Origin of the sequence: Mycobacterium sp. NPDC006124 (assembly GCF_040614235.1) — a bacterium.
Classification (GTDB): domain Bacteria; phylum Actinomycetota; class Actinomycetes; order Mycobacteriales; family Mycobacteriaceae; genus Mycobacterium.
Genome location: NZ_JBEXUA010000016.1, coordinates 80252 through 105703, shown reverse-complemented (window position 1 = coordinate 105703; position 25452 = coordinate 80252). Strand labels below are relative to the sequence as shown.

Annotated in this window: 27 protein-coding genes and 1 pseudogene; 13 read left to right on the top strand and 15 right to left on the bottom strand. The window is 68.9% G+C overall.

The window, feature by feature from the left end:
• Nucleotides 1–16: 16 nt before the first annotated feature.
• Nucleotides 17–1237: pseudogene (locus ABZ195_RS24900) on the bottom strand (AAA family ATPase); the annotation flags it as partial.
• A 97-nt stretch (nt 1238–1334) separates the two neighbouring features.
• Here ABZ195_RS24900 and ABZ195_RS24895 point away from each other — a divergent pair.
• The 7 genes from ABZ195_RS24895 to ABZ195_RS24865 all read left to right on the top strand — a co-directional run bounded on the left by ABZ195_RS24895 (nt 1335) and on the right by ABZ195_RS24865 (nt 7022).
• Nucleotides 1335–1934, top strand: coding sequence for a TIGR00730 family Rossman fold protein (locus ABZ195_RS24895; RefSeq protein WP_355222495.1), 600 nt, complete (start codon nt 1335–1337; stop codon nt 1932–1934).
• Nucleotides 1935–1964: 30 nt separating this feature from the next.
• On the top strand, nt 1965–3785 hold the full coding sequence (gene fadD6, locus ABZ195_RS24890) for a long-chain-acyl-CoA synthetase FadD6 (RefSeq protein WP_355222494.1): 1821 nt from the start codon (nt 1965–1967) through the stop codon (nt 3783–3785).
• Nucleotides 3786–3860: 75 nt separating this feature from the next.
• A complete protein-coding gene (folP, locus tag ABZ195_RS24885) occupies nt 3861–4736 on the top strand; it encodes a dihydropteroate synthase (protein WP_355222492.1) in 876 nt (291 codons plus the stop codon).
• Nucleotides 4733–5683 carry a glucosyl-3-phosphoglycerate synthase gene (locus ABZ195_RS24880; protein ID WP_355222491.1) on the top strand — a complete coding sequence of 317 codons (951 nt, stop codon included), beginning with the start codon at nt 4733–4735 and terminating at the stop codon, nt 5681–5683. Before folP ends, ABZ195_RS24880 begins: the two co-directional genes overlap by 4 nt.
• 38 nt (nt 5684–5721) lie before the next feature.
• Entirely contained in the window at nt 5722–6096 is a 375-nt protein-coding gene (locus ABZ195_RS24875) for a DivIVA domain-containing protein (RefSeq protein ID WP_355222489.1), read from the top strand.
• Nucleotides 6093–6710, top strand: a complete 618-nt coding sequence (locus tag ABZ195_RS24870) for a DNA-3-methyladenine glycosylase I (RefSeq protein WP_355222487.1) — start codon at nt 6093–6095, stop codon at nt 6708–6710. Before ABZ195_RS24875 ends, ABZ195_RS24870 begins: the two co-directional genes overlap by 4 nt.
• Before the next feature lie 144 nt (nt 6711–6854).
• Nucleotides 6855–7022 carry a DUF3117 domain-containing protein gene (locus tag ABZ195_RS24865; RefSeq protein WP_069392118.1) on the top strand — a complete coding sequence of 56 codons (168 nt, stop codon included), beginning with the start codon at nt 6855–6857 and terminating at the stop codon, nt 7020–7022.
• 19 nt (nt 7023–7041) lie between these two features.
• Here the strand turns inward: ABZ195_RS24865 and glgA are convergent, their stop codons facing one another.
• On the bottom strand, nt 7042–8205 hold the full coding sequence (glgA, locus tag ABZ195_RS24860) for a glycogen synthase (RefSeq protein WP_355222485.1): 1164 nt from the start codon (nt 8203–8205) through the stop codon (nt 7042–7044).
• Nucleotides 8206–8350: 145 nt separating this feature from the next.
• On the opposite strand from glgA, the gene glgC reads away from it, so the two are divergent.
• Nucleotides 8351–9565: a glucose-1-phosphate adenylyltransferase gene (gene glgC / locus ABZ195_RS24855; RefSeq protein WP_355222484.1), complete on the top strand. Its 1215-nt coding sequence runs from the start codon at nt 8351–8353 to the stop codon at nt 9563–9565.
• On the opposite strand, the gene ABZ195_RS24850 is transcribed toward glgC, so the two are convergent.
• The 7 genes from ABZ195_RS24850 to ABZ195_RS24820 form a co-directional block, all read right to left on the bottom strand.
• On the bottom strand, nt 9562–9738 hold the full coding sequence (locus tag ABZ195_RS24850; protein WP_355222482.1) for a hypothetical protein: 177 nt from the start codon (nt 9736–9738) through the stop codon (nt 9562–9564). The two genes, glgC and ABZ195_RS24850, sit on opposite strands and share 4 nt — an antisense overlap.
• A gap of 20 nt (nt 9739–9758) precedes the next feature.
• Nucleotides 9759–11012: a DUF222 domain-containing protein gene (locus tag ABZ195_RS24845; RefSeq protein ID WP_355222481.1), complete on the bottom strand. Its 1254-nt coding sequence runs from the start codon at nt 11010–11012 to the stop codon at nt 9759–9761.
• Between the two features lie 35 nt (nt 11013–11047).
• Nucleotides 11048–11722 carry an isoprenylcysteine carboxylmethyltransferase family protein gene (locus ABZ195_RS24840; protein ID WP_355222479.1) on the bottom strand — a complete coding sequence of 225 codons (675 nt, stop codon included), beginning with the start codon at nt 11720–11722 and terminating at the stop codon, nt 11048–11050.
• 9 nt (nt 11723–11731) lie between these two features.
• Entirely contained in the window at nt 11732–13375 is a 1644-nt protein-coding gene (locus ABZ195_RS24835; protein WP_355222477.1) for an ABC transporter permease, read from the bottom strand.
• Nucleotides 13372–14301 carry an ABC transporter ATP-binding protein gene (locus ABZ195_RS24830; protein WP_355222476.1) on the bottom strand — a complete coding sequence of 310 codons (930 nt, stop codon included), beginning with the start codon at nt 14299–14301 and terminating at the stop codon, nt 13372–13374. Before ABZ195_RS24830 ends, ABZ195_RS24835 begins: the two co-directional genes overlap by 4 nt.
• Nucleotides 14302–14304: 3 nt before the next feature.
• Entirely contained in the window at nt 14305–14931 is a 627-nt protein-coding gene (locus tag ABZ195_RS24825; RefSeq protein WP_355222474.1) for a TetR family transcriptional regulator, read from the bottom strand.
• 128 nt (nt 14932–15059) lie between these two features.
• Complete coding sequence (locus ABZ195_RS24820; RefSeq protein ID WP_355222472.1) at nt 15060–15740, bottom strand: O-methyltransferase; 681 nt, start codon at nt 15738–15740, stop codon at nt 15060–15062.
• Between the two features lie 176 nt (nt 15741–15916).
• On the opposite strand from ABZ195_RS24820, the gene sigE reads away from it, so the two are divergent.
• From sigE to tatB, 4 genes are all read left to right on the top strand, one after another.
• A complete protein-coding gene (gene sigE / locus ABZ195_RS24815) occupies nt 15917–16687 on the top strand; it encodes an RNA polymerase sigma factor SigE (protein ID WP_355222470.1) in 771 nt (256 codons plus the stop codon).
• Nucleotides 16688–16775: 88 nt separating this feature from the next.
• The gene (gene rseA / locus ABZ195_RS24810) at nt 16776–17171 is read left to right on the top strand and encodes an anti-sigma E factor RseA (protein WP_355222468.1); all 396 of its coding nucleotides are present in this window, start codon (nt 16776–16778) and stop codon (nt 17169–17171) included.
• A gap of 68 nt (nt 17172–17239) precedes the next feature.
• Nucleotides 17240–18742, top strand: coding sequence for a trypsin-like peptidase domain-containing protein (locus ABZ195_RS24805; protein WP_355222466.1), 1503 nt, complete (start codon nt 17240–17242; stop codon nt 18740–18742).
• A gap of 4 nt (nt 18743–18746) precedes the next feature.
• Nucleotides 18747–19148, top strand: a complete 402-nt coding sequence (gene tatB, locus ABZ195_RS24800; protein WP_355222464.1) for a Sec-independent protein translocase protein TatB — start codon at nt 18747–18749, stop codon at nt 19146–19148.
• Here tatB and ABZ195_RS24795 read toward each other — a convergent pair.
• The 4 genes from ABZ195_RS24795 to ABZ195_RS24780 all read right to left on the bottom strand — a co-directional run bounded on the left by ABZ195_RS24795 (nt 19145) and on the right by ABZ195_RS24780 (nt 23553).
• A complete protein-coding gene (locus ABZ195_RS24795) occupies nt 19145–20302 on the bottom strand; it encodes an Mrp/NBP35 family ATP-binding protein (RefSeq protein WP_355222462.1) in 1158 nt (385 codons plus the stop codon). The genes tatB and ABZ195_RS24795 overlap by 4 nt on opposite strands.
• Before the next feature lie 24 nt (nt 20303–20326).
• Nucleotides 20327–21472, bottom strand: a complete 1146-nt coding sequence (locus ABZ195_RS24790; protein WP_355222543.1) for a lytic murein transglycosylase — start codon at nt 21470–21472, stop codon at nt 20327–20329.
• A gap of 216 nt (nt 21473–21688) precedes the next feature.
• Complete coding sequence (locus ABZ195_RS24785) at nt 21689–22228, bottom strand: DUF1003 domain-containing protein (protein ID WP_355222460.1); 540 nt, start codon at nt 22226–22228, stop codon at nt 21689–21691.
• Nucleotides 22225–23553, bottom strand: coding sequence for a CBS domain-containing protein (locus tag ABZ195_RS24780; RefSeq protein WP_355222458.1), 1329 nt, complete (start codon nt 23551–23553; stop codon nt 22225–22227). Before ABZ195_RS24780 ends, ABZ195_RS24785 begins: the two co-directional genes overlap by 4 nt.
• A gap of 25 nt (nt 23554–23578) precedes the next feature.
• Between ABZ195_RS24780 and ABZ195_RS24775 the strand changes: the two genes are divergently transcribed.
• The gene (locus ABZ195_RS24775; RefSeq protein ID WP_355222456.1) at nt 23579–24538 is read left to right on the top strand and encodes a CoA ester lyase; all 960 of its coding nucleotides are present in this window, start codon (nt 23579–23581) and stop codon (nt 24536–24538) included.
• Here the strand turns inward: ABZ195_RS24775 and ABZ195_RS24770 are convergent.
• Together ABZ195_RS24770 and ABZ195_RS24765 are read right to left on the bottom strand one after the other, a co-directional pair.
• Nucleotides 24532–25155, bottom strand: a complete 624-nt coding sequence (locus ABZ195_RS24770) for a DUF4190 domain-containing protein (protein WP_355222454.1) — start codon at nt 25153–25155, stop codon at nt 24532–24534. The genes ABZ195_RS24775 and ABZ195_RS24770 overlap by 7 nt on opposite strands.
• Nucleotides 25152–25397: a DUF4190 domain-containing protein gene (locus tag ABZ195_RS24765; RefSeq protein WP_355222452.1), complete on the bottom strand. Its 246-nt coding sequence runs from the start codon at nt 25395–25397 to the stop codon at nt 25152–25154. The genes ABZ195_RS24770 and ABZ195_RS24765 overlap by 4 nt, the downstream gene beginning before the upstream one ends.
• Nucleotides 25398–25452: the final 55 nt, after the last annotated feature.

Genomic DNA, 25452 nt, shown 5'->3' with positions numbered 1-25452 from the left:
CTCACCCGCCGACGCGTCAACTACCCGCTTGCCGGCGAGCGTCCGCGGCGACCCCTCGCATCCCGATGGCCTCGAAGTCGTTTGCTGCCACGATCAGGCCGTCGGCGTCCTTCGCCGCGGCGGCCTGCGCGTAGGCCAGCGCCAGCGGGCCGACCGCGCAGCGCACCTGCAGCCGCTCGATCGCATCGGCCGCTCGGACGTCGCCCAGCCGGACCGCGTCCACCAGTGCACGGAGGGCGACCGCCGACTGCCCGCCGCGTTCGGCCGCACGGGCCGACTCCCGCGCGGCGCCGATGGCGCCCGGCCCGTCACCCTGCGCCGCGGCCGTCCAGGCTCGCGCCAGCGACAGTTCGGGCGCGAAGAGCATCGACTTGAGGCCGTGACGCGCCTCGGCCTTGGCAAGTGCGCGCCCCGCGTCGGCGGTCCGCCCCAGCTGACCAAGTGCCTGCGCCAACGTCATCCACGCCAGCGGCCCCCACGAGTAACCGGTCGGGGCGAGCGTCGCCGCTGCCTCCTCCAGCATCGGCACCGCGGCCTCGGCGTCGCCGCCGGCGATCGACACGTCGGCCGTCAACAGCCGGGCGATCGCATGGCTCGGCTGCGACGGTGATGACGCGTCGACCAACTCCTGCGTCAGTGCGCGCGCACGGTCGAGTCGACCCGACATCAGCAGCGCCGTGGTCTGCCCGAACGCACTGGTGAAGCGCAGCAGGCCGGGATGGCCGGCGGCGATGGCCCGTTCGGCGAGTGCGTCGACGTCGCCGAAATTGCCCATCCTGGCGTTGCACAGAGCGGCCGCGGCGGCTGCCCAGCCGACGGCCTGCTCGTCGGCGTTCGGGGAGTCGAGCACCTCGTTCGCCAGCGCGATCGCGCGGACCGGGCTGCCGGCATTCATGGTGAACGTGCCCAACAGCGCGTCCACCGTCGCCCCGGCGCCTGAGGTGCCCACCCGGCCGCGGATGGTCTGCAGGAACGCGGTCGCCCGCTCCGGCTGGTCCAGCATCCAGAACTGGTTGGCCGCCCTCGGCAGCGCCCATGCCATCAAATCCGCGTCGTCCAAGGCGGTTTCGTCGACCTCGGACATCACCGCGTCGGCGTCGCGGCCCCGGCCCTGCCACGCCAGCGTCTGCGCGAGGGTCAACCGGGCCGTCAGCGATCCGTCGTCGCGCAGCGCGGCGCGGGAAAGCTCCTCGGCAGCGGCGAGGTCGCCCCGCGCCAACGCCTCCTCGGCTGCGGTCGTCTCGTCTGAACCATCGGACACCGCCGCAGTATGGCGGTTCGGGCCGCCGCGATCGGTTGAATCGGCGACCGGAGTATCGGGGTACCTTGCACCCGTGTCCGCTGAATCCTCAGATGCCCCAGAATCTCGCGGTCCGTGGGCGGTCTGCGTCTACTGCGCCTCCGGCCCCACCCATCGCGAGTTGCTGACGTTGGCCTCCGACGTCGGTGCGTCGATCGCCGACCGCGGTTGGACGCTGGTGTCGGGCGGCGGGAACGTCTCGGCGATGGGCGCGGTGGCCGGTGCCGCCCGGGCGCACAGCGGTCGCACCGTCGGAGTGATCCCGAAGGCCCTGGTGCACCGCGAGCTGGCCGACGTCGACGCCGAGGAACTCGTCGTCACCGACACGATGCGGCAGCGAAAGCAGGTGATGGAGGACCGGGCCGACGCGTTCCTGGTGCTGCCCGGCGGCATCGGCACGCTGGAGGAGTTCTTCGAGGCCTGGACGGCGGGCTACCTCGGCATGCACGACAAACCGTTGGTCATGCTCGACCCCTTCGGCCACTATGACGGCCTGTTGGCCTGGTTGCGAGGTTTGGTCGGCACCGGCTACGTCGGCGCGGGTGCACTCGACCGGTTGATCGTCGCCACGGAGGTGGACGCGGCCCTGGACGCGTGCGCGCCGGTGACCGGCAGCGACCCACCACCTGTGTGACGGTTGCCACGGCGCGGTTATGGTTGCGGCGTGAGCGACGAGAAATCCGGTACCCGCAGTAACGTCGGCCTCCTGGACATCGCCCCGCGGTTGCCCGGACTCATCAAGGACGCGCCGGTCATCGCACGCGGTGTCGTGACCGGATTTCTGGCTCGGCCCACGGCGAAGACCTCCATTGGCAAGGTGTTTCAGGACCGTGCCGCGCGCTATGGCGACAAGACCTTCATCACGTTCGAGGACGAGCGGCTGACATACCGCGAGGCCAACGAGACCGTCAACCGTTACGCGGCGGTGCTGGCCTCGCGCGGTGTCGGCCCCGGCGACGTCGTCGGCGTCATGTTGCGAAACTCGCCGCATTCGGTGCTCCTGATGCTCGCCGTCGTCAAGTGCGGTGCCGTCGCCGGGATGCTCAACTACCACCAGCGCGGCAAGGTGCTGGCGCACAGCATCGGTTTGCTCAAGGCCAAGGTCGTCGTCGCGGAGAACGACTTCGTCGACCCGATCGGCGAGAGCGAGGCCGACACCAACGGGCTGATGACGCTCGACGAGTTGATCCAGCAGGCCACCTCGGCGCCCTCCACCAACCCTGCCACCACGAGCTCGGTCCAGGCCAAGGACAAGGCGTTCTACATCTTCACCTCCGGCACCACGGGCATGCCGAAGGCCAGTGTGATGACGCACTACCGCTGGCTGCGCGCCCTGGCCGGTTTCGGCGGGCTCGGCATGCGCCTGACCAGTGACGACACCCTGTACTGCTGCCTGCCGCTCTACCACAACAACGCGTTGACGGTGGCGCTGTCATCGGTGCTCAACTCCGGCTCCACGATCGCCCTTGGCAAGTCCTTCTCGGCGTCGAAGTTCTGGGACGAGGTGATCCGGCACGACGCAACGGCGTTCGTCTACATCGGCGAGATCTGCGCCTACCTGCTCAACCAGCCGGAGAAGCCCACCGACCGCAGGCATCGCGTGCGGGTGATCGCCGGCAACGGTCTGCGCCCGACCATCTGGGATGACTTCACCAAGCGCTTCGGCATTTCGCGGGTCTGCGAGTTCTATGCCGCCAGCGAGGGCAACACCGCGTTCCTCAACGTCTTCAACGTCGACAAGACCACGGGCATCTGCCCGTCGCCGATCGCCTTCGTCGAGTACGACGAGGAGACCGGCGAGCCCGCCCGTGGCGAGGACGGTCGCGTGCACAAGGTCAAGACGGGGCAACCGGGACTGCTGCTGTCCAAGGTCAGCAGCTTCCAGCCCTTCGACGGCTACACCGACAAGGAAGCCACCGAGAAGAAATTGGTGCGCGACGCCTTCAAGGACGGCGACGTCTGGTTCAACACCGGTGACCTGATGCGCTCCCAGGGCTTCGGTCACGCCGCCTTCACCGACCGCCTGGGTGACACCTTTCGGTGGAAGGGCGAGAACGTCGCCACCACCGAGGTCGAGGCCGCGGTGTCCACCGACCCGCAGGTCGAGGAGGCGACGGTCTTCGGTGTCGAGGTCGAGGGTGCAGGCGGCAAGGCCGGCATGGCGGCCATCCAGCTCAAGGACGGCAAGGAGTTCGACGGCAAGGCGCTGGCCAAGGCCGTCTACGAGCACCTGCCCGGATACGCCGTCCCACTGTTCGTGCGCATCACCGGCGAATTGGCCCATACGTCGACGTTCAAGAGTCAGAAGGTCGACCTGCGCAAGCAGGGCTATGGCGGCAGTACCGGCGAGGGCGACGAGGACGCGGGCGAGACCGGCGACCTGGACGACCCGATCTACGTGCTCGCCGGCCGCGAGGAGGGCTACGTCGAGTTCTACGACGAGTACCCGGCCGAGGTCGTGGACGGAAAACGCCCCAAGAACTGAGCGATTCGTGGAGTCTTAGCGGCGCTCATCGCCGGTAGAACTCCACGAATCGCGAGAAAACGTAGCCTGGCAGGCATGCAGTCGACGTTTCTGGGCCGCCCCGTGGCGGGCGATCGCGCCATGATCATGGCGATCGTGAACCGGACGCCCGATTCGTTCTACGACCGTGGTGCGAACTTCACCGACGAGGCCGCCAAGGCGGCGGTGCACCGGGTCGTCGCCGAGGGCGCCGACGTGGTCGACGTCGGCGGGGTGAAGGCCGGTCCCGGGGACGCGGTCGACGCCGCGGAGGAAATCGTCCGCGTCGTTCCGTTCATCGAGTGGCTGCGCGACGCGTACCCCGACCAGTTGATCAGCGTGGACACCTGGCGCGCCACCGTCGCCAAGCAGGCGTGCGCGGCCGGTGCCGACATCATCAACGACACGTGGGGCGGGTCCGATCCTGACCTCGCGGGTGTCGCCGCCGAGTTCGGCGCCGGGTTGGTGTGTTCGCACACCGGGGGAGCCGTACCCCGGACGCGGCCGTTCCGAGTCAACTACGGGCTGTCCGAACGGGGGGTGGTCGACGACGTCGTCGCAGAGGTGACCTCGGCCGCGGAGAGGGCCGTCGTGGCGGGCGTCGCCCGAGACGCGATCCTGATCGACCCGACCCACGACTTCGGTAAGAACACTCACCATGGTCTTAGTTTGTTGCGCCACGTAAAAGACCTTGTAAACACTGGATGGCCCGTCCTGATGGCCCTGAGCAACAAGGATTTCGTCGGGGAGACTCTGGGAGTGGGCTTGACCGAACGCCTCGAGGGAACTCTGGCCGCGACCGCACTCGCCGCGCAGGCGGGTGCTGCCATGTTCCGAGTCCACGAGGTGGGGTCCACGCGGCGCGTCCTGGAAATGGTCGCGTCGATCCAGGGCGTGCGTCCACCGACGCGGACCGTAAGGGGACTGGCATGAGTCTGACACCTGAACTCGACGCCGTGGAGGCCATCGCACGACACCGCTGGCTCTCCGACCACACGTGGCGTCGGCCGCAGTGGACCGTCGCCGAGTTGGAGGCCGCCAAGGCCGGCCGGACCGTCTCCGTGGTGCTTCCGGCACTGAACGAGGAGGAGACCGTCGCGTCGGTCGTGGACACCATCACCCCGCTGCTGGGCGGACTGGTCGACGAGATCGTGGTCTTGGACTCCGGTTCCACCGACGACACCGAGATCCGCGCGGTCGCCGCCGGGGCCAGGGTGGTCAGCCGCGAGGCGGCGCTGCCGGAGGTGGCGCCCCAGCCCGGCAAGGGTGAGGTCCTGTGGCGCTCACTGGCGGCCACCACCGGTGACCTGGTGGTCTTCGTCGACTCCGATCTGATCGACCCCGATCCGATGTTCGTGCCCAAGCTGCTGGGTCCGTTGCTGACTGCCGACGGCGTGCACCTGGTGAAGGGCTTCTACCGTCGCCCGCTCAAGGTCAGCGGCAGCGAGGACGCCAACGGCGGCGGCCGGGTCACCGAGTTGGTCGCGCGGCCCCTGCTGGCGGCGCTGCGACCCGAGCTGACCTGCCTGCTTCAGCCCCTGGGCGGCGAGTACGCGGGCACCCGCGAATTGCTGACGGCGCTGCCGTTCGCGCCGGCCTACGGCGTCGAGATCGGGCTGCTGATCGACACCTACGACCGGTTGGGCCTCGACGCCATCGCGCAGGTGAACCTCGGCGTCCGTACCCACCGCAACCGGCCACTGACCGAGCTGGCCGCGATGAGCCGTCAGGTGATCGCGACGCTGCTGTCGCGCTGCGGGGTGCTCGACTCCGGGGTCGGGCTCACCCAGTTCTTCGCCGACGGCGAGGACTACACCGCCCGCACCTCGACGGTGTCGCTGGCCGACCGTCCGCCGATGAACACGATGCGCCCCCGCTGACCTCCTGGCTGTCATGACGGTCAGGCAGTATCGACGTCGTGACGTTGATCCTGCTGTATCTGGTGGTGCTCATCCTGGTGGCCGTCGTGCTGTTCGGCGTCGGCAGTGTGCTGTTCGGTCGCGGGGAGCGGTTGCCTCCACTGCCCCGCGGGACCACTGCGACCATGCTCCCCGCCGCGGAGATCACCGGCGCTGACGTCGAGGCGTTGAAGTTCACCCAGACGCTGCGCGGCTACAAGGTCGCCGAGGTGGACTGGGCGCTCGACCGGCTCGGTCAGGAGGTCGACCAGTTGCGCGGTCAGGTCGCGGCGCTTCGGGCTGCCTACGGGGTAGACGACTTCACCACGGGTCCCGAGGTCGACGGCGCGGTCGAGGAGCACGCGCATGCCGCCGAGGGACGCGACGAGTCATGAGCGAGGTCGTCGGCGACGACGGTCGAACGCGTTGCAGCTGGGCCGATTTCAGCGGCGAGCGCTGGGCGACCGACGATTCGGTGCTCTACCGCGACTACCACGACACCGAATGGGGTCAGCCGTTGCGCGGTGACCGCGAGCTGTTCGAGCGGTTGACGCTGGAAGCCTTTCAGAGCGGGCTGTCGTGGCTGATCATCCTCCGCAAGCGAGACGCGTTCCGCCGGGCGTTCCGGCACTTCGAGGCCGAGGAGGTCGCCCGTTTCGGCGACGAGGACGTCGAGCGGTTGATGGCTGACGCCGGGATCGTGCGCAACCGCGCCAAGATCGAAGCGACGATCGCCAACGCGAGGGCCGCCGTCGACCTCGACGTCGGACTCGGCGAGTTGCTGTGGTCGTTCGCGCCGCCGCCGAGGCCACGCCCGACCGCCATGACCGAGGTCCCGGCAGTCACGCCGGAGTCCAGAGCGATGGCCAAGGAGCTCAAGCGGCGCGGCTTCAAGTTCGTGGGCCCGACGACGGCATATGCCCTGATGCAGGCGACCGGGATGGTCGACGACCACGTGGCGTCGTGCTGGGTGCGCACCGGCGCGCGAAGCGGCCAACTCGGCGTCTAACCCGGGTCTTTGCACATCGACTGCCCCGGATAGGGAACAATGGTCGGAAGATCAGTTCAGTGCCGAGTGCTGTCGCCGAGTGGGCAGTCTCGGCCCCGACCCGTTTCGCGAACGCGAGACGGAGCACGCGGAAGGGAGCACTCGATGGCGGCGATGAAGCCCCGGACCGGCGACGGTCCTCTCGAAGCAACCAAGGAGGGGCGGGGCATCGTGATGCGAGTACCACTCGAGGGTGGCGGGCGTCTCGTCGTCGAATTGACTCCCGATGAAGCCGCCGCACTCGGCGACGAATTGAAGAACGTCACCGCGTAGTCGCGCGCCGGATGCTCCGCTAGGAGGAGACCATCCGGTAGATGTCGAGCGTCTGCTCGGCGATGCGCTCCCAGGAGAACTCGTCGATGCAGCGCTGACGTCCGGTCCGGCCGAACCGGGCCGCCCGGTCGGGATCGGCGACCAAGGTGTTGACCGCCTCGGCGAGGCGGGTCTCGAAACCGGTGGCGTCCGCGGCGTCGTAGTGGACCAGCAGGCCGGTCTCCCCGTCGTCGACGACCTCGGGAATCCCACCGACGTCGGAGGCGACGACGGCCGTCGAGCAGGCCATCGCCTCGAGATTCACGATGCCCAAGGGCTCGTACACCGACGGGCAGACGAAGACCGTTGCCGCGGAGAGTATTTCGCGGATCTGGTCGAGGGGCAGCATTTCCTGGACCCAGAAGATGCCGTCGCGTGACGCGGCGAGCTTCTCGACGGCGCCCCCCACCTCCGCGGCGATCTCCGGGGTGTCCGGAGCTCCCGCGCACAGCACCAGCTGCACGTCCGGCGCGAAGTGGTGGGCGGCGGCGACCAGGTGGGCGACACCCTTCTGCCGCGTGATGCGTCCGACGAAGGCCACGATGGGCCGGGCCGGGTCGACGCCGATGCGGGCGAGCGCAGAGCCGAACTCGACCGGGTACCACTTCTCGGTGTCGATGCCGTTGCGCACCACGTGCACGCGGTCGGGATTCAGTGCCGGATAGGTGGCCAGCACGTCCTTGCGCATTCCCGAACTCACCGCGATCACTGCGGCGGCCGCCTCGACCGCGGTGCGTTCCACCCACGACGACACCTGATAGCCGCCACCGAGTTGTTCTGCCTTCCACGGCCGCATCGGCTCCAACGAGTGCGCCGTCAAGACATGGGGGATGCCGTACAGCATCGCGGCCAGGTGACCGGCGAGCCCGGCGTACCAGGTGTGTGAGTGCGCGACGGTCGCCCCGGCCGCGGCGTTAACCATCACCATGTCGGCCGAGAGCGTGACGAGCGCGGGGTTGGCCCCGTCGAGGGCGGGGTCGGGCGCGGCGACGTAGACGTCGGGTTCGCCGGGACGCGGTGCACCCATGCAGTGCACGTCGACGTCGCACATCTTCTTGAGCTGGGCGACCAATTCGGTGACGTGTACTCCCGCGCCGCCGTAGACCTCCGGTGGGTATTCCCGTGTCATCATCGCCACTCGCATGTGCACGACGGTAGTTCACCGCAAGGGTGTCGTAGGCGAGTCGGACCCAATTGTCTTGACTGACAGTCCGACACCACTTTGGTCAATCGTGTCGGAATACCGTGAATGGCTAGCCGCGGCCCCTGAGGGCCGATAGGTTTGACGTATGAGGGAACTGCCAACCGTTTTGGGCATCGTCCTGGCAGGCGGCGAAGGCAAGCGGCTATACCCGCTGACCGCGGATCGGGCCAAGCCCGCGGTTCCCTTCGGCGGTGCCTATCGGCTCATCGACTTCGTTCTGTCGAACCTGGTCAACGCTCGCTACTTGAAGATCTGCGTTCTGACGCAATACAAGTCGCATTCGCTGGATCGCCACATTTCGCAGAACTGGCGGTTATCGGGGCTTGCCGGGGAGTACATCACCCCGGTTCCCGCCCAGCAGCGTCTCGGCCCGCGCTGGTACACCGGTTCCGGTGACGCGATCCTGCAGTCGCTGAATCTGATCTACGACGAGGATCCCGATTACGTCGTCGTCTTCGGCGCCGACCACATCTATCGGATGGATCCCGAGCAGATGTTGCAGTTCCACATCGAGAGTGGAGCCGGCGCGACGGTCGCGGGCATTCGGGTGCCGCGCGCGGAGGCAACGGCATTCGGGTGCATCGACGCCGACGAGTCCGGACTGATTCGCGCGTTCGTCGAGAAGCCGGCCGACCCGCCGGGGACGCCCGACGACCCCGAGCAGACGTTCGCCTCGATGGGCAATTACATCTTCACCACCAAGGTCCTCGTCGACGCGATCCGCGCCGACGCCGACGACGACGACTCCGACCACGACATGGGTGGCGACATCATCCCGCGTCTGGTGGCCGACGGCATGGCCGCGGTCTACGACTTCAACGACAACGAGGTGCCGGGGTCGACGGAGCGCGATCACGGCTACTGGCGTGACGTCGGAACGCTGGACGCGTTCTACGACGCACACATGGACCTGGTGTCCGTGCACCCCATCTTCAACCTGTACAACCGCCGCTGGCCGATCCGGGGCGAACCGGAGAACCTGGCCCCCGCCAAGTTCGTCAACGGCGGCTCGGCGCAGGAGTCGGTCGTGGGAGCGGGCAGCATCGTCTCGGCTGCCTCGGTGCGCAATTCGGTGCTCTCGTCGAACGTGGTGATCAACGACGGCGCGATCGTCGAGGGCAGCGTGATCATGCCCGGCGTGCGCATCGGGCGGGGTGCGGTCGTGCGGCACGCGATCCTCGACAAGAACGTCGTGGTCGGGCCAGGCGAACACGTCGGAGTCGACCTCGAACGTGACCGTGAGCGGTTCGCGATCAGTGCCGGTGGCGTCGTGGCCGTCGGCAAGGGCATCTGGATCTAGCGCTGGTAGCGGCCCGGCCGATCGTGCCGGGGCACCTTGGGTGTGTTGCTGACGGTCTTCCCCTTGCCGGCGACGGTCGACAATGCGCGGCGGCATCGCGGGCAGATCGGTTTGCCTGCGATGTCCACCGTCCACGGCTTGCCGGCGCCCATGCAGGGCTTCTCTACCTTCACCCGATCAGTATGAGGCGTCCTCAGGCGGCGTCGTGCCAGGCGAGGTGGTCGGCGAAGGCGATCTCGACGTCGCTTCGGTGGTGGGTGGTGCGGCCGGGTAGTGGTGGGGCTTGGGAGTGGTGGCGGGCGCCGGTGGGGGTGGTGAATTCTGCCGCGTGGCGACCATGTTCGAGGGTGGTGGTCACCACCCAGCCGGGTGCTTCCTTGGTGTAGTTGCAGGCTTCGCGGTCGCCGAGGCCGTTGACTGCGGTGGTGGGTCCACCGCGGGCGTGGGGGTGGGCGTGGTCGGTGTGGCGGATGGGGGCGTCGCAGTAGGGGGTGCGGCAGGTGTCGTCGCGGACGGCGGTGAACCGGGTCAACCCCTTCGGGAAGGTTCGGGCCCGAGATTCCATCGCGATCAGGTTTCCGGAGCTGGGGTGGCGGTAGAGCAGGGTGGCCTTGGATCGGGCGTCGGTGGCGGCGCGGTCGACCAGTTGGCAGGCGATGGCGGCGGGGATGGGTCCGTACCCGGGCACTCGGGCCGGGGTCTGGTCGCCGCCGAGGAGAGTCTCGTCGGTGATCACCGCCTCGACCGCGATCGGAACGGGCACCGCGGCGGGGCGGCCGGTGACGCGTTCGACCAGGGTGTCGGCCATGACCTGGCCGCGGGTGCGGCCGTCTCCGCACGTGTCGGCTTCCCTGCGCAGTGCGCCGTAGACCGCGACGCCCTGGGTCATGGGGAGCAGTGCGGTCACGTAGGTCATGGCGTCGGGTGCAGGTCGGACCCAGACCGAGCGTTCGGCTTCGGCGCGCACAGCCCGGTCCACGACGGCGTGCGGGTCGAGTTCGTAGGCGACGGCCTTGGCGTCCGCGGTGATCCGCTGATCACCCTTGCCGTCCAAACTCTCAAGGTCCGCACACATCCGGGCGTCGAGGATTGTGCGGTCGGTGACGTCGAGGCAGGCCGATTCGCGCACGATGAGGGTGGCCCGCCACTCCGACAACGCCCCGGCGCGCAACGCAGCTAGGGTGTGGGGCATCTCGTGGACCAGGGCGCGGGCCAATCCGAGGTGGCGGCCTCCCTGGTTGGGGGAGTCACGGCGGGCCAGGGCGATCTCACCGGACAACCCCTTGCCCCGCCTGGCCGCGGGTATTCCGGCGGCGGCTTCCCGTGCCCGGCGGGTGGTGTCGAGGCGGGCGGTCAGGACGGCTTGTTCGGCCGCGGCCGCGGACTTGGCGCGTTCGAGTGCGGCGATGCGGTCCACCAAGTGCGCTTCCTCCGCCATGTCGAACATGTGTTCGATTGTACAACGGCCCGCCGACACACACGTCACCACAAACCAGGCACCAACCGGTAGCGCACCCGTCCTACGTACTCGCCATACCCTGGCAACTCCTCGGCGAGCATCTTCTCTTCGTCGCCGATGCGGGCGGCGAGTGCGACTGCGCCGGGGATCAGGAGGGTCAGGCCCCAGAGGGAGTCGAGCGCCAGCGGAGCGCCCACCATCATGACCAAGGCCCCGAGGTACATCGGGTGACGCACCACCCCGTAGAGGCCCGTGGAGACGAGCGACTGATTGGCTTCGACGGTGATCGTCGCCGCGGCATAGCCGTTCTGGATGATGACGAACTGCGCGAGCAGCAGGCCGACGCCCACCAGGACATCGCCGCCGACGACGACGGCACCGGGCACCGTGGACCAGCCGAACCGGTGGTCGAGCGCGCTCACCACCACCTGCGCCAAGACCGCCAGAACCGTCGCGACCATGACGATCCGCTGTACGGGGCGAGTCTCGGCGGTCGGGCCACCCTTCATCCGACGCTGCAGCGCGGCGGGGTACTTCGCGGCCAGATAGAGACTCGGCAGCAGCGTTGCCGCGACGAACACGACGAGATACACCCACGCCTGCCAGTAGTCGAGCGTTCCGGCCGGCAGGAACAGCGCCAAGCCGAAGAAGGCGACGCTGAACCCGAAGGACGCGAGCAACTCAAGGGCGAGTTTCACTCCTGCTCCTCAGCGCAGGTCTCTACGACGGAATGCGATGGCGCCCAGCGCGATCAGTGCGGCGTCGATCGCCAGGAGCCACCCGAGCGCAGTGGCGTCGAGGTCGCCGCCACCGACGCGCGGTACGTGGGTGAACGGTTCGAGGTCGAGCAACCACTGCGGTGAATTCGACAGCGAGCCAAGCAGGTAGAGCCCGATGAAGGCACTCAGGACGCCCCAGGCCACCGGCGTGAACCGGGGCAGCAGGCCGAACAATGCGACCGTGACGCCGACCGAGAGCCAGACCGCGGGTAGTTGTACGGCCGCGGTCGCGAGCACCGTGGGCAGCTTGCCGGGCAGGTCGCCTGCGGCCGCTCCGTAGGTCAACCCCGCTACTACGGCCGAGAGCATCATGGCGATCCCGGTGGCGACGACGGCGAACCCCACATGGCTTGCCAGCCAACGACTTCGACTCACGGCGCCGGCCAACACCATCTCGGCGCGCTGGCTCGTCTCCTCGTGGTGGAGTCGCAGGGTCAGGGAGATCGCGAGCGCCGACGCGACCATGCCGAGCATCCCGAACGCCACCGCGACGAACGCCTGCTCGAGCTGATCGGTGCCGCCGAGGCGGGCCACGACGTCGCGGGCGGTCTGACTGCCGCCGATCTCGCCACCCACTCCTTTCGCGACGCTGCCGATCAACAGCCCGTAGAGGCACAGGCCCACCGTCCACAGCGTCGTCGCGGCCCGGTTGAGCCGCCACACCAGGCTGCTCGGCCCCCGTAGGCTCCGTCCGGCACTGGGCGCACCCGGGCGCTCGGCGATCATCCCAGCGCCCACGTCGCGTCCCGCCAGCAGCCGGTAGGCAACCGCGACCAGCACGGCCGTCGTCAGCACGTGCAAGAGGAGGATCCACAACCGGTCACCGGCATAGGGGCGCACCTGCAGCGACCAACCCAAAGGCGAGAGCCACGACAGGAATTCGGCTCGTGACCCCGCGTCACCGACGGCGCGAAGCGTGAATGCCGCGGCCAGCACGCTGAATGCCGCGCCTCGGGCGAACCGAGCACTCGGCGACAGCTGTGCCGTGACTGCGGCGACGGCGGTGAAGACGAGTCCCGTCGCGGCCAGTGCGAGACCGAAGGCCACGGAACCGCCGGCGGGCACGTCGACCGGCAGCAGGCCGATGATGCCGATGACTCCGGCGGCGATCGAGCCGCCGCCGACTAGCAGCAGTGCGGCAGTGAGGCTGGCGTAGCGTCCGACCGCCGTCGAGTCGACGAGCTCGGTGCGGCCGGACTCCTCCTCGGCGCGGGTATGCCGGACCACGGTCAAGATGACGGCCACGGCGATCAGCACGTGGAACATGCCGGCCTTCCAGATGCCGGCGGCGCCCAGGCTGTCGCCGTATACGTTGCCGTAGAGGGCCCGCTGAGCGGGGCTGGCCATGATCGTCGCGGCGAAGTTCGCGCGGTCGGCGGCCGTCGGATAGACCGCGGCGATGCTCTTGACGTAGACCGTGCCCAGCGGCACCGACAGAAGCAGCACCCACGCCGGCAGCACGATGCGGTCGCGACGAAGGTAGAGACGCAGCAGCGCAAGGGTTCCCGCGAAATTGGATCCTTGGGGCGGCGCCTGATGGGCGGGGTGGTGGGGGCGCTCCAGGATCGTCATGCGGTCACCTGCTGCGAGGGCTCACTCTCGTCGTTCCCGTAGTGGCGCAGGAACAGATCCTCCAACGTCGGGGGCTGGCTGATCAGGCTGCGCACGCCGGCATCGCCGAGCATCTTGATTACCTCACCGAGACTCTCGCCGTCCACCTGAGCGCGCAGTGTGTGCCCCTCGACGGTGACGTCCTCGACGCCGTCGAGGCGGCCGATGTCACCGGGATCGCCGATCATCTCAGCCTTGATGGACGTGCGGGACAGGTGGCGCATCGACTCGAGCGTGCCGCTCTCGACGGTCCGCCCGGCGCGGATGATGGTGACGCGCTGGCACAGCGCCTCGGTCTCGGCGAGGATGTGGCTCGACAGCAGGACCGTGGCGCCGCGGTCCCGGGCCTCGGTGACGCACTGCTGAAAGACGTTCTCCATCAACGGGTCCAGGCCACTGCTGGGCTCGTCGAGGAGTAGCAGTCGGGCGTGGGAGGCGAAGGCCGAGACCAGCGACACCTTCTGCCGGTTGCCCTTGGAGTAGGTGCGCGCCTTCTTCGACGGGTCCAGGTCGAAGCGCTCGACGAGTTCGGCTCGCCGCGTCTCGTCGACGCCGCCGCGCATGCGGGCCAGGAGGTCGATGGTCTCGCCGCCGGTCAGCGAGGGCCACAGGGTGACGTCGCCTGGTACGTAGGCGATCTGGCGGTGCAGCGCGACCGCTTCGATCCACGGGTTTCCGCCGAGCAGGCGCACGGTACCGGAGTCGGCGCGCGCCAGACCGAGCAAGATTCGGATGGTCGTCGACTTGCCGGCGCCGTTGGGGCCGAGGAACCCGTGCACTTCACCCTCGGCGACCTCCAGGTTCAGCCCGTCGAGGGCGCGTACCGAGCCGAAGTCCTTCCGCAGATCACGGACGTCGACGGCGACGCCGTCGTTGTCGGTTCCCATCGATCACTCCTCCTTCGTCGACGCGGCGATTGCGTCGAACATCGTCGAATCCGTCATGAGCCCTTCGGTGTAGAGCTCCAGGGCGGGCAGCACCGAGTCCCGGGCATAGTCGTGCAGCACGGCGCGCATGTCGCCGGGGTCGTCGTGCATTTGCAGGTAGAGCAGGAAGCCGCCGCCGTTGGACAGGGCGAGGAATCTGGCCCGCGCCTTGGGATCACGGCTTGGCTTGACCGTGCCGGCCCGCACGCCGTCGTCGAGATATTGCTCGGTGTTGTCGATCATGTTGCGCCACAACGCCTTCGCCAGTTCGCCACCGGACTGCATGCTGCGAACCAGATAGGCCATCAGGGGCGCGAAGGACTCGATGTCGGCCAACTGGGCAAGCCAGGAGGCCGGGTCCGAGGATTGAATGGACTCACTCTTGGCTGCTCGCACGGACTCGGCGACGAAGTCGTCGCACGCCTTGCGTAGTCCGTCCTTGGAGCCGAAGTGGTGGATCACCAGGGCGGCGCTCACCCCAGCGGCCTTGGCGATGACGCGCAAACCCACGTCGAAGCCGTGTTCGCCGAACTGTTCGATCGCCGCATCGCGGATGCGGGCGGTGGCCGTCAGATCGTCGGCTGAACGCATGTTTAGTACGCTAAACGCGCGTTCAGTCGGGTGTCAAGGGGTAGCGCCGAGACAGCGTCGACGGTCGTCAAGGGTCGGTCTAGACGACCGTGAACGCTGGCTGGGCGGGAGTTGCGAAGAGAACGTGCTCAGTCGCGGGCGGCGGCCAGCAGGCCGTCACCCAGGGGCACCAGGACGGGCGTGAGCCGCTCGTCCTCGGCGATCAGCCGAGCGGCCTCCCGGACGGCGGTCACGTCGCGGTCGCTGGCGTTCGCGTCACCGGCCCGGCCGCCGAGCGCCGCGCGGTGGATCACGATCGCACCGCCTGAGCGCAGCAGGCGCACACCCTCGGCGACGAACTGAGGTTGGTCGACCGGATCGGCGTCGATGAACACCAGGTCGTAGGACTCGTCGGCGAGGCGCGTCAACACCTCTTCGGCGCGGCCGCTGATGAGCCGGGTGCGCGACGGCCCGATGCCCGCCTCGAGGAAGGCTTGCTTGGCGAGGCGCTGATGCTCCGGCTCGACGTCGATGGTGGTGAGCACGCCGTCGTCACGCATGCCCGACAGGAGCCACAACCCGCTGACGCCGACGCCGGTGCCGACCTCGACGACGGCCTTGGCCTGTGCGACCTTCGCCAACACGCTCAGCAGGGCACCGACGGCCGGCGTCACGGCGCCCGCGCCGCTGTCGTCGGCGCGTTCCCTGGCCGCAGCCGTCAGCGCGTCCTCGGAGATCGAATTCTCGGCGTGCGCGACGATCGCGTCGGCCCGGCTTGGCCGCGGTGCGCCGCCCTCGGGCTGACCCGTCGAATCATCGCTGCTGGTCATGCCCGCAGCGTAGAGCGAAGGCCGAATGCTCGCCGTCCCGACACGCCCGCGCGCCAACGCGGGATTGACCGGAAATTCCGTTGTTTGCGCTGTTCGCGTGGTGGAGGATCGACATTCTCAGGGAAAGCTCAGTTTGCTCATATGCGGACCCTAACGGGGTCGGGAACGGTAAGTGCATGGAAGACGGCGCGAGCTCGGGCCCCGGGAATATTGATGCTCGCGTGGCAGTTTCCGCCGATGCCGATACGGGAACAGTCTCCGGCATCGGCACGAATGATCTGGAGGATCCGACGACCACCACCAGCACGTCCCCCGTGTTCATGGCCCACTTCGAGCAGGCCGGCGATGGCGACTGGGTGCAGCCCGCCGACGAACTGTCGGGTACCGCCGTATTCGACGCCACCGGCGACAAGACGACGATGCCCTCGTGGGACGAACTAGTCCGGCAGCACGCCGACCGGGTCTACCGTCTCGCGTACCGCTTGTCGGGCAGCCAGCACGACGCCGAGGACTTGACGCAGGAGACGTTCATCCGCGTCTTCCGGTCGGTGCAGAACTATCAGCCTGGCACCTTCGAGGGCTGGTTGCACCGCATCACCACCAACCTCTTCCTCGACATGGTCCGCCGCCGCAGCCGCATCCGCATGGAGGCGCTGCCCGAGGACTACGACCGCGTGCCGGCCGACGAGCCGAACCCCGAGCAGATCTACCACGACTCGCGGTTGGGCCCCGACCTGCAGGCGGCGCTGGACTCCCTGGCGCCGGAGTTCCGCGCCGCGGTGGTCCTGTGCGACATCGAAGGCCTGTCCTACGAGGAGATCGGTGCGACGCTTGGCGTCAAGCTGGGCACCGTCCGTAGCCGCATCCACCGCGGCCGCCAGGCGCTGCGCGACTACCTCGCCAGCCACCCGGACGCCTACGCCGAGGGCGCTGCGCGCTCGGCCTGATCTCGATGCCGTCTCGTGCGTGATCAATCCCGCCGGCCGCGCTACATTCGATTGTGTTGGGTTTGACGGTTCAGAGAGGAGCAGGTCGATGGCGGACCCGGGACACGTGTTCCGTCGTGCATTTTCGTGGCTGCCCACTCAGTTCGCGTCGCAGAGCGACCACCCCGTCGGCCCGCGGAGGTTCGGCTCCACCGAGCACCTGTCCACCGAGGCCGTCGCGGCGTTCGTGGACGGTGAGCTGCGGATGAGTGCCCACCTCCGCGCCGCCCATCACATGTCGATGTGTCCACAGTGCGCGGCGGAGGTCGACGCGCAGGGGCAGGCCCGGTCCGCGCTGCGCGACTCGTGCCCGATCAGCATTCCGTCGTCACTGCTCGGGGCGCTGTCGGAGATTCCCCGGCACGCGCCGCTGCAACCCCCGGTCGAGGACGCTACGGCGCAGTTCCTCGCTGGCGAGACGCGGTCTCGTCGCAAGCGCCGGTAGGCTGAAAATCGTCCAAGGTAGAGGCGTGCGTCGTTGACGGCGGACGCTCCAACGGAGAGTGAACACGGGTGACCAACCAGGACCAGTTTGGAAACCGTCCCCGGATGGAACCGAAGCCCGTCTCGCGCCCCCCGGTCGATCCGGCGCAATGCCGCGCGTTCGGTCGGCCCGACGGTGTGTCCGGTTCGTTCCTCGGCGCCGACCAGCACCGCGACCAGGGTGACTACACCCCGCGCGACCAAGCACCCGACCCCGTGCTCGCCGATGCCTTCGGCCGGCCCGACGGGGTGTCGGACACTCTTCAGCGTCATCCCGCCGACGCGGGCGCCCTTCAGGCCGAGCAGAACCGCGCTGAAGGCGACGTCGAGCCGGATCCGTGGCGCGACCCCGCCGCCACCCCGTCACTCGGCGTGCCTGCCCAGTCGGCTCCGGCGCCGGTGGCCGTCGACGCCGCACCCACCGGCAAGCTCGGCGTCCGCGACGTGTTCTTCGGTGGCCGCGTGTCCTGGGTGGCGCTCGCCGCCATCGTGATCGTCGCCCTGGTCATCGGCGCCCTCGGCGGCGTCATCGGCAACAAGACCGCCGAGATCGTGCCCGCATTCACCACCTCGAAGGTCACGCTGCAGACCGGGGCCACCGACGAGCAGGAGCCCACCAGCAGGTTTGCCCAGGTCGCCGCCAACGTCGCCGATTCGGTCGTGACGATCGAGGCGACCAGCAAGGGCGAGGGGTCGCAGGGCTCGGGTGTCGTCGTCGACGGCCGCGGCTACATCGTGACCAACAACCACGTCATCTCCGACGCCGCGAAGAATCCCGCGGACTACCAGATCTCGGTGGTGTTCAACGACGGTCACGAGGTGCCCGCCAACCTCGTCGGCCGCGACCAGAAGACCGACCTCGCCGTGCTCAAGGTCGACAACGTCGACAACCTCGTCGTCGCCCGATTCGGTGACTCCGAGAAGCTGCGCGTCGGTGAAGAGGTCATCGCGGCGGGCGCCCCGCTCGGCCTGCGCAGCACCGTCACCCACGGCATCATCAGTGCCCTGCACCGGCCCGTCCCGCTCTCCGGCGACGGATCCGACACCGACACCGTCATCGACGGCGTGCAGACCGATGCGTCGATCAACCACGGCAACTCCGGCGGCCCGTTGATCAACATGAACTCCGAGATCATCGGCATCAACACGGCCGGAAAGTCGTTGTCGGACAGCGCGAGTGGCCTCGGCTTCGCCATCCCCGTCAACGAGGTCAAGGAAGTCGTCGAGGGTCTGATCAAGGACGGCAAGATGTCGCACCCGACCCTCGGCCTCAACGCCGTGTCGGTGAGCAACGACGTGGCCTCCGGCGCGCTGGTGAAGAACGTCGTGGCCGGTGGGCCCGCGGACCGGGCCGGGGTCAAGGAGAACGACGTCGTCGTCAAGGTCGGCACCCGCAAGGTCGCCGACGCCGACGAGATGGTCGTCGCCGTGCGTCAGCTCAAGATCGGCGTCGACGCCCCCATCGAGGTCCTCCGAGACGGGCGCCCCGTCACGCTGACGGTCACCCCCGGCTCCGACAACCCCGCCGCGTAGCCCCGTGTTCGGCAACATCGGCTGGGGCGAGATGCTGGTGCTCGTCGTCGCCGGTCTGGTAATCCTTGGGCCGGAACGACTTCCGGGTGCCATCCGATGGACCACCGGCGCGGTGCGCCAAGCCCGGGAGTATCTCAGCGGCGCGACCAGTCAACTGCGAGAGGACCTGGGCCCCGAATTCGAGGACCTCCGTCAACCGCTGAGCGAATTGCAGAAGCTTCGGGGCATGACGCCGCGCGCGGCGCTGACCAAGCACCTGCTCGACGGTGACGACTCGTTCCTGACCGGAAACTTCGACAAGCCGGTCAAGCCGGTGTCGGACAATGCGCCCCAGCCGCACACCCCGCCGCCGACGCCCGAACCGCGAACGCCCGGCGTCACGCCGTTCGACAGCGACGCGACCTAACGGCCGATCGGATTGAGGCCGAGCGACACCCCGGCCAAACTGCGCTTGCGCGCGGTCAACGCGTCGGCGATGGACCGAAGTTCCTTCGCGGCGGCCGAATCCGGAGCGCTGAGCACCAGCGGCACGCCCGCATCGCCGGCCTCCATCAGTGCCTGGTCCAGCGGGACCTGGCCGAGCAGCGGCACGTCGGCACCGATGGAGCGGGTCAGGCTCTCGGCGACCTGCTTGCCGCCACCCTCGCCGAAGACGTTCAGCACGGTGCCGTCGGGAAGTGTCAGACCGGACATGTTCTCCACGACGCCGACGATGCGCTGGCGGGTTTGCAGTGCGATGGCGCCCGCGCGCTCGGCGACCTCGGCGGCCGCGAGCTGAGGCGTGGTGACCACCAGGATCTCGGCGCCGGGTATCAGCTGGGACACCGAGATGGCGATGTCACCGGTGCCGGGCGGCAGGTCCAGCAGCAGGACGTCGAGATCGCCCCAGTACACGTCGGCCAGGAACTGCTGAAGAGCCCGGTGCAACATCGGTCCGCGCCACACCACGGGCGTGTTGCCCTGGGTGAACATCGCGATGGAGATGACCTTCACGTCGTGGGCGATCGGCGGCAGGATCATGGAGTCGACCTGCGTGGGCCGCTCGGCGGTGCCCATCATCCGCGGCACCGAATGGCCGTAGATGTCGGCGTCGAGAACACCGACGGACAATCCGCGGGCGGCCAGTGCCGCCGCCAGGTTCACCGTCACGCTCGACTTGCCGACGCCGCCCTTGCCCGAGGCAACGGCGTACACGCGGGTCAGGGATCCGGGCTGGGCGAACGGGATCACCGGTTCGCGGGAGTCTCCGCGCAGCTGCTTGCGCAGTTCCGCGCGCTGCTCGTCGTTCATCACGTCCAAGGTCACCTTGACCGTGCCGGTGCCCGGCACGTCGACCACGGCCTGCTTCACCCGGTCGGTGATCTCGGTCTTCTTGGGGCAGGCCGACGTGGTCAGGTAGATCTCGACGTGGACGGCTGCGTCAGCGGGGTCGACCGTGACGTCCTTGACCATGCCGACCTCGGTGATCGGCTTGCGAAGTTCGGGGTCGACGACCTTGGACAGGGCCGAGCGGACGGCCGATTCCAGCGCGTCGGAGTCGTGTGACGAGTGCGGAGACATCACCCGCTAGTGTAGGCGCAGCCCTCAGCCGGTCGGACCGGGCATCGGTCCCGTCGGCGTCGCGGGTGCCGCAGGTGGCAGTGCAGGTGGTGGTGGCGGCGGTGCCTCCGCGGGTGGTCCGCCGAACGGGAATTGCATCGGCGCGGGCGGCGCGACCATGGGCGCCGGAGCCGCTGCCGGCTGTGGCGTCAGGCAGAACACCTGGCAATTCTGCGGCGGTGCCGCGGGTGCCTGTGGCGTCAGGCAGAAGACCTGGCAGTTCTGCTGAGGTGCCGGGGGCACACCTGCACCCGGGCCCGGCGGAATGCCGAGCTGATTCTGGCCGCCCAGGTCGGCGACGTTCATGGCGGCGAGCGGATCGTTGGCGGGCAGCCCGATGCCGGGGCCGAGGCCCTCGGGACTGGTGGCCAGGTGCGCGTCACCGATCGGTGGGGCAACGCCAATGGGCGGCAGGTCCACCGGTGCCACGCCGGTGGCGTAGGCGGCCGCCCAACCGAGCACGTTCTGGGCGTAGGCCATCGAGTTGTTGTAGCGCAGGATCGCCGAGAGCACCTGGGAGCGGTCACGGAGGTTGAGGTTGCCGCTGCACAGGTAGCGGGCGGCTCCCAGCGAGGCGTCGTAGAGGTTCTGGATGTCGGCCTTGCCGTCGCCGTTGCCGTCGGAGGCGTAGCGCGCCCACGTGCCAGGCAGGAACTGCATCGGTCCCATCGCCCTGGCGTAGGTCACCCGGCCTGCGGCGACGCTCTGCACGATGACCTCGTTGCCGGCGAGGGTGCCGTCCAGGGCGGGGCCGAAGATGCCCTGCAGAGGATTGCCCTGCGGATCGGTGGCGCCGCCGTTGGCGTGCATCGACTCGATGCGGCCGATCCCGGCCAACAGGTTCCAGCTCACCCCGCACCCGGGGTAGGCCGAGGCCATCATGCGCTCGGCGTTGCGGTACGCACTCAGGGCAATGGCAGGAATGCGAAGACTGCCAGGCGAACTCACCACGACCGGCGGTGGGGGAGCCGAGAGATTGGCCATGGCGAAGCGGAACGGGGTCGGCGGCCGGGGGGCTGCGACGACGACGACGCCCGCGTCGTCACCGGTGCTGGCCACTGCCGCCAGGGGGGTGATGCCGGCGTCGGCAACGGCGTGCCGCGGGGTCGGTGCCGACGCTCCGACGGCCATCAGAAGGATCAGCGGTGCCAGGACGACGACGCCCAAGGCGGGGGTCGCCTTGGCGCGGCGCACGTGGCGTCGCAACGCTGCATACGCCGACCCGCCTCGAATCTGCACTCGACCGTCCTCGATCCAGGTGACCAAACGTCGCCCCGGGCACACCATGGCAAACGTCGTGAACGACGCCACCATACCGATCTGGTGTTGCCCGTGTTACGGCATTGACTAGACGGATTCATCCCATTCACGGACGGTCTTGGATGGAGCGTTCTTCTTGGGCTTCTTGGCGGCCTTGAGCTCGTCGAGCAATTCGCGAACCTCTTCGAGTTCGCGGCGGAGGTAGTCGCGCGTCACGACCTCGCCGACGGCGATGCGCAGCGCCGCCAACTCACGGGCCAGGTATTCGGTGTCGGCCTTGGTCTGCTCGGCGCGGCGCCGGTCCTCCTCCAGCGCCACCCGGTCGCGGTTCTCCTGCCGGTTCTGCGCCAACAGGATCAGCGGCGCCGCGTAGGCGGCCTGCGTGGAGAACGCGAGGTTCAGCAGGATGAACGGATAGGGGTCGAACCGCAGCGACACCGCGATCAGGTTGAAGGCGATCCACACGATCACCAACACCGTCTGCATGGCGAGGTAGCGCCCGGTGCCGAGGAACCGGGCGATCGACTCGCTGTACCGGCCGACGGCCTCGATGTCGACTCTCGGGGTGAACCGCCGGCGGCGGGTGCGCGGGGTGTCGAGCCGTTGCCGTGAGGACAGGTCGCTCACGACGGACCCCCCGCGGCGGGCACGGGCGAATCGGTCAGCTCGTCCTCACCGGGCAGCTCGGGATCCTCCTGGCGAACCCGCCAGTCGTGAGGCAGCAGATGGTCGAGGAGGTCGTCGACGGTGACGGCGCCCAGCAGGTGCTTCTCGTCGTCGACCACCGGACCGCACACCAGGTTGTAGGCCGCGAAGTAGCGGGTCACCGCGGCCAGCGTCGTCTCGGGGTCCAGGCTGGGCAGGTCCGAGTCCATGATGCCGCTGACCAGGGACGCCGGCGGTTCCCGGAGCAGCCGTTGCAGATGGACGCAGCCGAGGTAGCGACCGGTCGGGGTGGAGGTCGGCGGCCGCACCACGAAGACCAGCGACGACAGTGCCGGGGTGAGCTCGGGATCGCGCACCCGGGCCAGTGCCTCGGCCACGGTGGTGCCGGGGCCGAGCACCACGGGCTCGGAGGTCATCAGACCGCCTGCGGTGTCGGGGGAGTGCTGCAGCAGCCGTCGCACCGATTCGGAGTCCTCGGGATCCATCCGAGCCAGCAGGGCCTCGGCCGCCGAGGCGCCCAACTCGCCGAGGAGGTCGGCGGCGTCGTCGGGGTCCATCGCCTCGAGCACGTCGGCGGCCCGTTCGGGCTCGAGCCGCTCCATCAGATCGGCCTGCTCGCTCTCGGGAAGCTCCTGCAGGATGTCGGCGAGGCGTTCGTCGTCGAGTGCGTTGACCACCTCGTAGCGACGCTTGGCGGGAAGCTCGCGGATGGCGTCGGCGACGACTATGGGGCGCTGGCCCGCGAACTGCGCCAGCAGGTAGGCCACGCCCTGGCCGGGCAGCGACATCGCCGAGTGGGTCAACCCCGTCACGTTCTGCCAGTCGACGATGTGCACGGCGGTGCGACGGCCGAGACGGCGGTGGCTGCGCACGGCGACCCTGGTCACCACCCAGTCCCTGGTACGGATCTGCTCGAGGGCGAGGTCGACCACCACGAGGTCGACACCGGCGAGCTCTTCGAGCTCGGGATCCTGCACGCGCACGCGGGTGTCGAGCACTTGACCGAAGACCAGGACCTCACCGGGCCGCTGCGCGAAGCGGCGCAGCGAGACGTTGGCGGTGTTCAGGGTGACGGCGTTGGGTTCGATCGCGGTGACCCGCAGCAAACCAACGAAGATCCTTCTGCGGGTGAGCAATTCGACGACCAGGCCGAGCACGCGCGGTTGTTGGCGGCCGATGCCGATGCTGATCACCACGTCGCGGACGCGGCCCACCGACTCACCGTCGGGGCCAAGCACCAGCAGCCCCGCTAGTCGGGCCGCATAGACCCTGTTCACCGCCACCATGGGTCAAAGAGTAGAGAGTGATCTCGTGGAGAACCTCTATCGCCCCCGCAGAACGTGCCTTTCGGTTCCCGGCAGCAGCTCCAAGATGATCGAGAAGGCCAAGCAGCTCCCCGCCGATCAGGTGTTCCTCGACCTGGAGGACTCGGTGGCCTCAGATGCCAAGGCGCACGCCCGCACTCGGGTGGCCGAGAGTCTCGCCGCCGGCGGCTGGGCCGGGCAGCTGCGCGGGGTGCGCGTCAACGACTGGACGACGCCGTGGACGCACGCCGACGTCATCGAGGTCGTCGCGACGGCGGGCAGCGTCCTCGACGTCGTCGTCCTGCCGAAGGTGACCGACGTCTCCCACGTGCACGCTCTGGACCTCCTGCTGACCCAGCTGGAGATCACCCACGGATTGCCGTTGGGGCGCATCGGCGTCGAGGCGCAGATCGAGAACGCCCAGGGGCTCACCAACGTCGACGCGATCGCCGCGGCACCTCGGGTGCAAGCCCTCGTGCTCGGCCCCGCCGACATGATGGCGAGCCTGAACATGCGCACCCTGGTCGTCGGCGAGCAACCCGAGGGGTACGACGTCGGCGACGCGCACCATCACGTGTTCATGCGCATCCTCGTCGCGGCGCGGGCCCGGGGGATCAACGCGATCGACGGCCCGTTCCTCAAGGTGCGCGACGTCGAGGCCTTCCGGCGGGTGGCCGGGCGCGCCGCGGCGCTCGGTTACGACGGCAAGTGGGTGTTGCACCCGGACCAGATCGCGGCCGGCAACGAGATCTTCAGCCCGAGGCAGGCCGACTACGACCACGCCGAGCTGATCCTCGAAGCCTACGAGTGGCACACGTCGAGGGCCGGTGGGGCCAGGGGCGCGGTGATGCTCGGCGACGAGATGATCGACGAGGCGAGCCGCAAGATGGCGCTGGTGGTCGCGGGCAAGGGTCGGGCCGCGGGCCTGGCGCGGACCTCGGCCCCGTTCGAACTGCCGGTTCAGTAGCCGTACGTGGGCGTCGACGTGACCGCGATCGCCAGGAAGATGACGACGGCGTAGACCACCCAACCCGCGACGGCGAGTGCGCCGACGATGACACCCGCCAACGCCATGCCGTGGCCCTCCTGCCCCGTCCGCCGGGTCTCGCGCATCGCGATGACGCCGAGGATCAGGCCGAAGATGGCGGGCACACCGCAGAAGAACAGCCCGACCAACGACGTCACCAACGCGGCGATGGCCTTGCCGTTGGTGCCCGCGGGTCGCGCCGGGGCGTAGGGGTCGTAGGCGTAGCCGCCTTGATACTGAGGCGGGTAACCGGGCGGCGGGTAACCGGGCGGCGGGTAACCGGGCGGCGGGTAGCCACCTTGGGGATGGCCCGGCTGGGGATACCCCGGCGGTGGGTAGCCGGCCTGCTGGTAGGGGGCCTGCTGGTAATCGGGTTGCTGATAGCCGGACTGCTGATAGCCGGGCTGCTGGTACTCGGTCGGCGCGCCGTAGTTCTGTGGCGGGTTGGTCGACTCGGTCGGATAGTCCACTGGCGCATACGGATCGCCCTGCTGCGGGGAGTTCTCCAGCGGCGGGTACTCCCGGCCGTGGTTGGGTTCGTCGGATCCAGTGCTCATAGCGTGCTCAGTCCCATCACGATTGCCGTCATGCTCAACAGGAGGGTGACGGCGCCGACGAGGATGCCCGCCGTCGCCAGTCCGCGACCGCGTTCACCGGTCACCACGATCTGATTCAGGGCGAAGACGCCCAGGGCGATGCCGAGGATCGATCCGATCCCGAACACCGTCACCACCGACGCCGCCAGCGACGCGACGGCCGTGCGATTGGTGCGCCTCGCCGTCGTGGTGGGCGGTGTCATGGGGTCCAAGACTACCGGAGCACGGATTTGCCAGAGTTCCTCGCCCGGACGGCAC

Excerpts from the sequence above, each read along its gene's own strand:
- glgA (WP_355222485.1), bottom strand. The coding sequence starts at position 8,205 with ATGCGAGTGGCGATGATGACACGGGAATACCCACCGGAGGTCTACGGC.
- ABZ195_RS24825 (WP_355222474.1), bottom strand. The coding sequence starts at position 14,931 with ATGCGTTCAGCCGACGATCTGACGGCCACCGCCCGCATCCGCGATGCG.
- ABZ195_RS24830 (WP_355222476.1), bottom strand. The coding sequence starts at position 14,301 with ATGGGAACCGACAACGACGGCGTCGCCGTCGACGTCCGTGATCTGCGG.
- ABZ195_RS24780 (WP_355222458.1), bottom strand. The coding sequence starts at position 23,553 with ATGGTGGCGGTGAACAGGGTCTATGCGGCCCGACTAGCGGGGCTGCTG.
- ABZ195_RS24770 (WP_355222454.1), bottom strand. The coding sequence starts at position 25,155 with ATGAGCACTGGATCCGACGAACCCAACCACGGCCGGGAGTACCCGCCG.
- ABZ195_RS24845 (WP_355222481.1), bottom strand. The coding sequence starts at position 11,012 with ATGTTCGACATGGCGGAGGAAGCGCACTTGGTGGACCGCATCGCCGCA.
- ABZ195_RS24820 (WP_355222472.1), bottom strand. The coding sequence starts at position 15,740 with ATGACCAGCAGCGATGATTCGACGGGTCAGCCCGAGGGCGGCGCACCG.
- glgC (WP_355222484.1), top strand. The coding sequence starts at position 8,351 with ATGAGGGAACTGCCAACCGTTTTGGGCATCGTCCTGGCAGGCGGCGAA.
- folP (WP_355222492.1), top strand. The coding sequence starts at position 3,861 with ATGCAGTCGACGTTTCTGGGCCGCCCCGTGGCGGGCGATCGCGCCATG.
- ABZ195_RS24765 (WP_355222452.1), bottom strand. The coding sequence starts at position 25,397 with ATGACACCGCCCACCACGACGGCGAGGCGCACCAATCGCACGGCCGTC.
- ABZ195_RS24880 (WP_355222491.1), top strand. The coding sequence starts at position 4,733 with ATGAGTCTGACACCTGAACTCGACGCCGTGGAGGCCATCGCACGACAC.
- ABZ195_RS24790 (WP_355222543.1), bottom strand. The coding sequence starts at position 21,472 with ATGGCCGTCGGAGCGTCGGCACCGACCCCGCGGCACGCCGTTGCCGAC.
- ABZ195_RS24870 (WP_355222487.1), top strand. The coding sequence starts at position 6,093 with ATGAGCGAGGTCGTCGGCGACGACGGTCGAACGCGTTGCAGCTGGGCC.
- ABZ195_RS24795 (WP_355222462.1), bottom strand. The coding sequence starts at position 20,302 with ATGTCTCCGCACTCGTCACACGACTCCGACGCGCTGGAATCGGCCGTC.
- rseA (WP_355222468.1), top strand. The coding sequence starts at position 16,776 with ATGGCGGACCCGGGACACGTGTTCCGTCGTGCATTTTCGTGGCTGCCC.
- sigE (WP_355222470.1), top strand. The coding sequence starts at position 15,917 with ATGGAAGACGGCGCGAGCTCGGGCCCCGGGAATATTGATGCTCGCGTG.
- ABZ195_RS24865 (WP_069392118.1), top strand. The coding sequence starts at position 6,855 with ATGGCGGCGATGAAGCCCCGGACCGGCGACGGTCCTCTCGAAGCAACC.
- ABZ195_RS24835 (WP_355222477.1), bottom strand. The coding sequence starts at position 13,375 with ATGACGATCCTGGAGCGCCCCCACCACCCCGCCCATCAGGCGCCGCCC.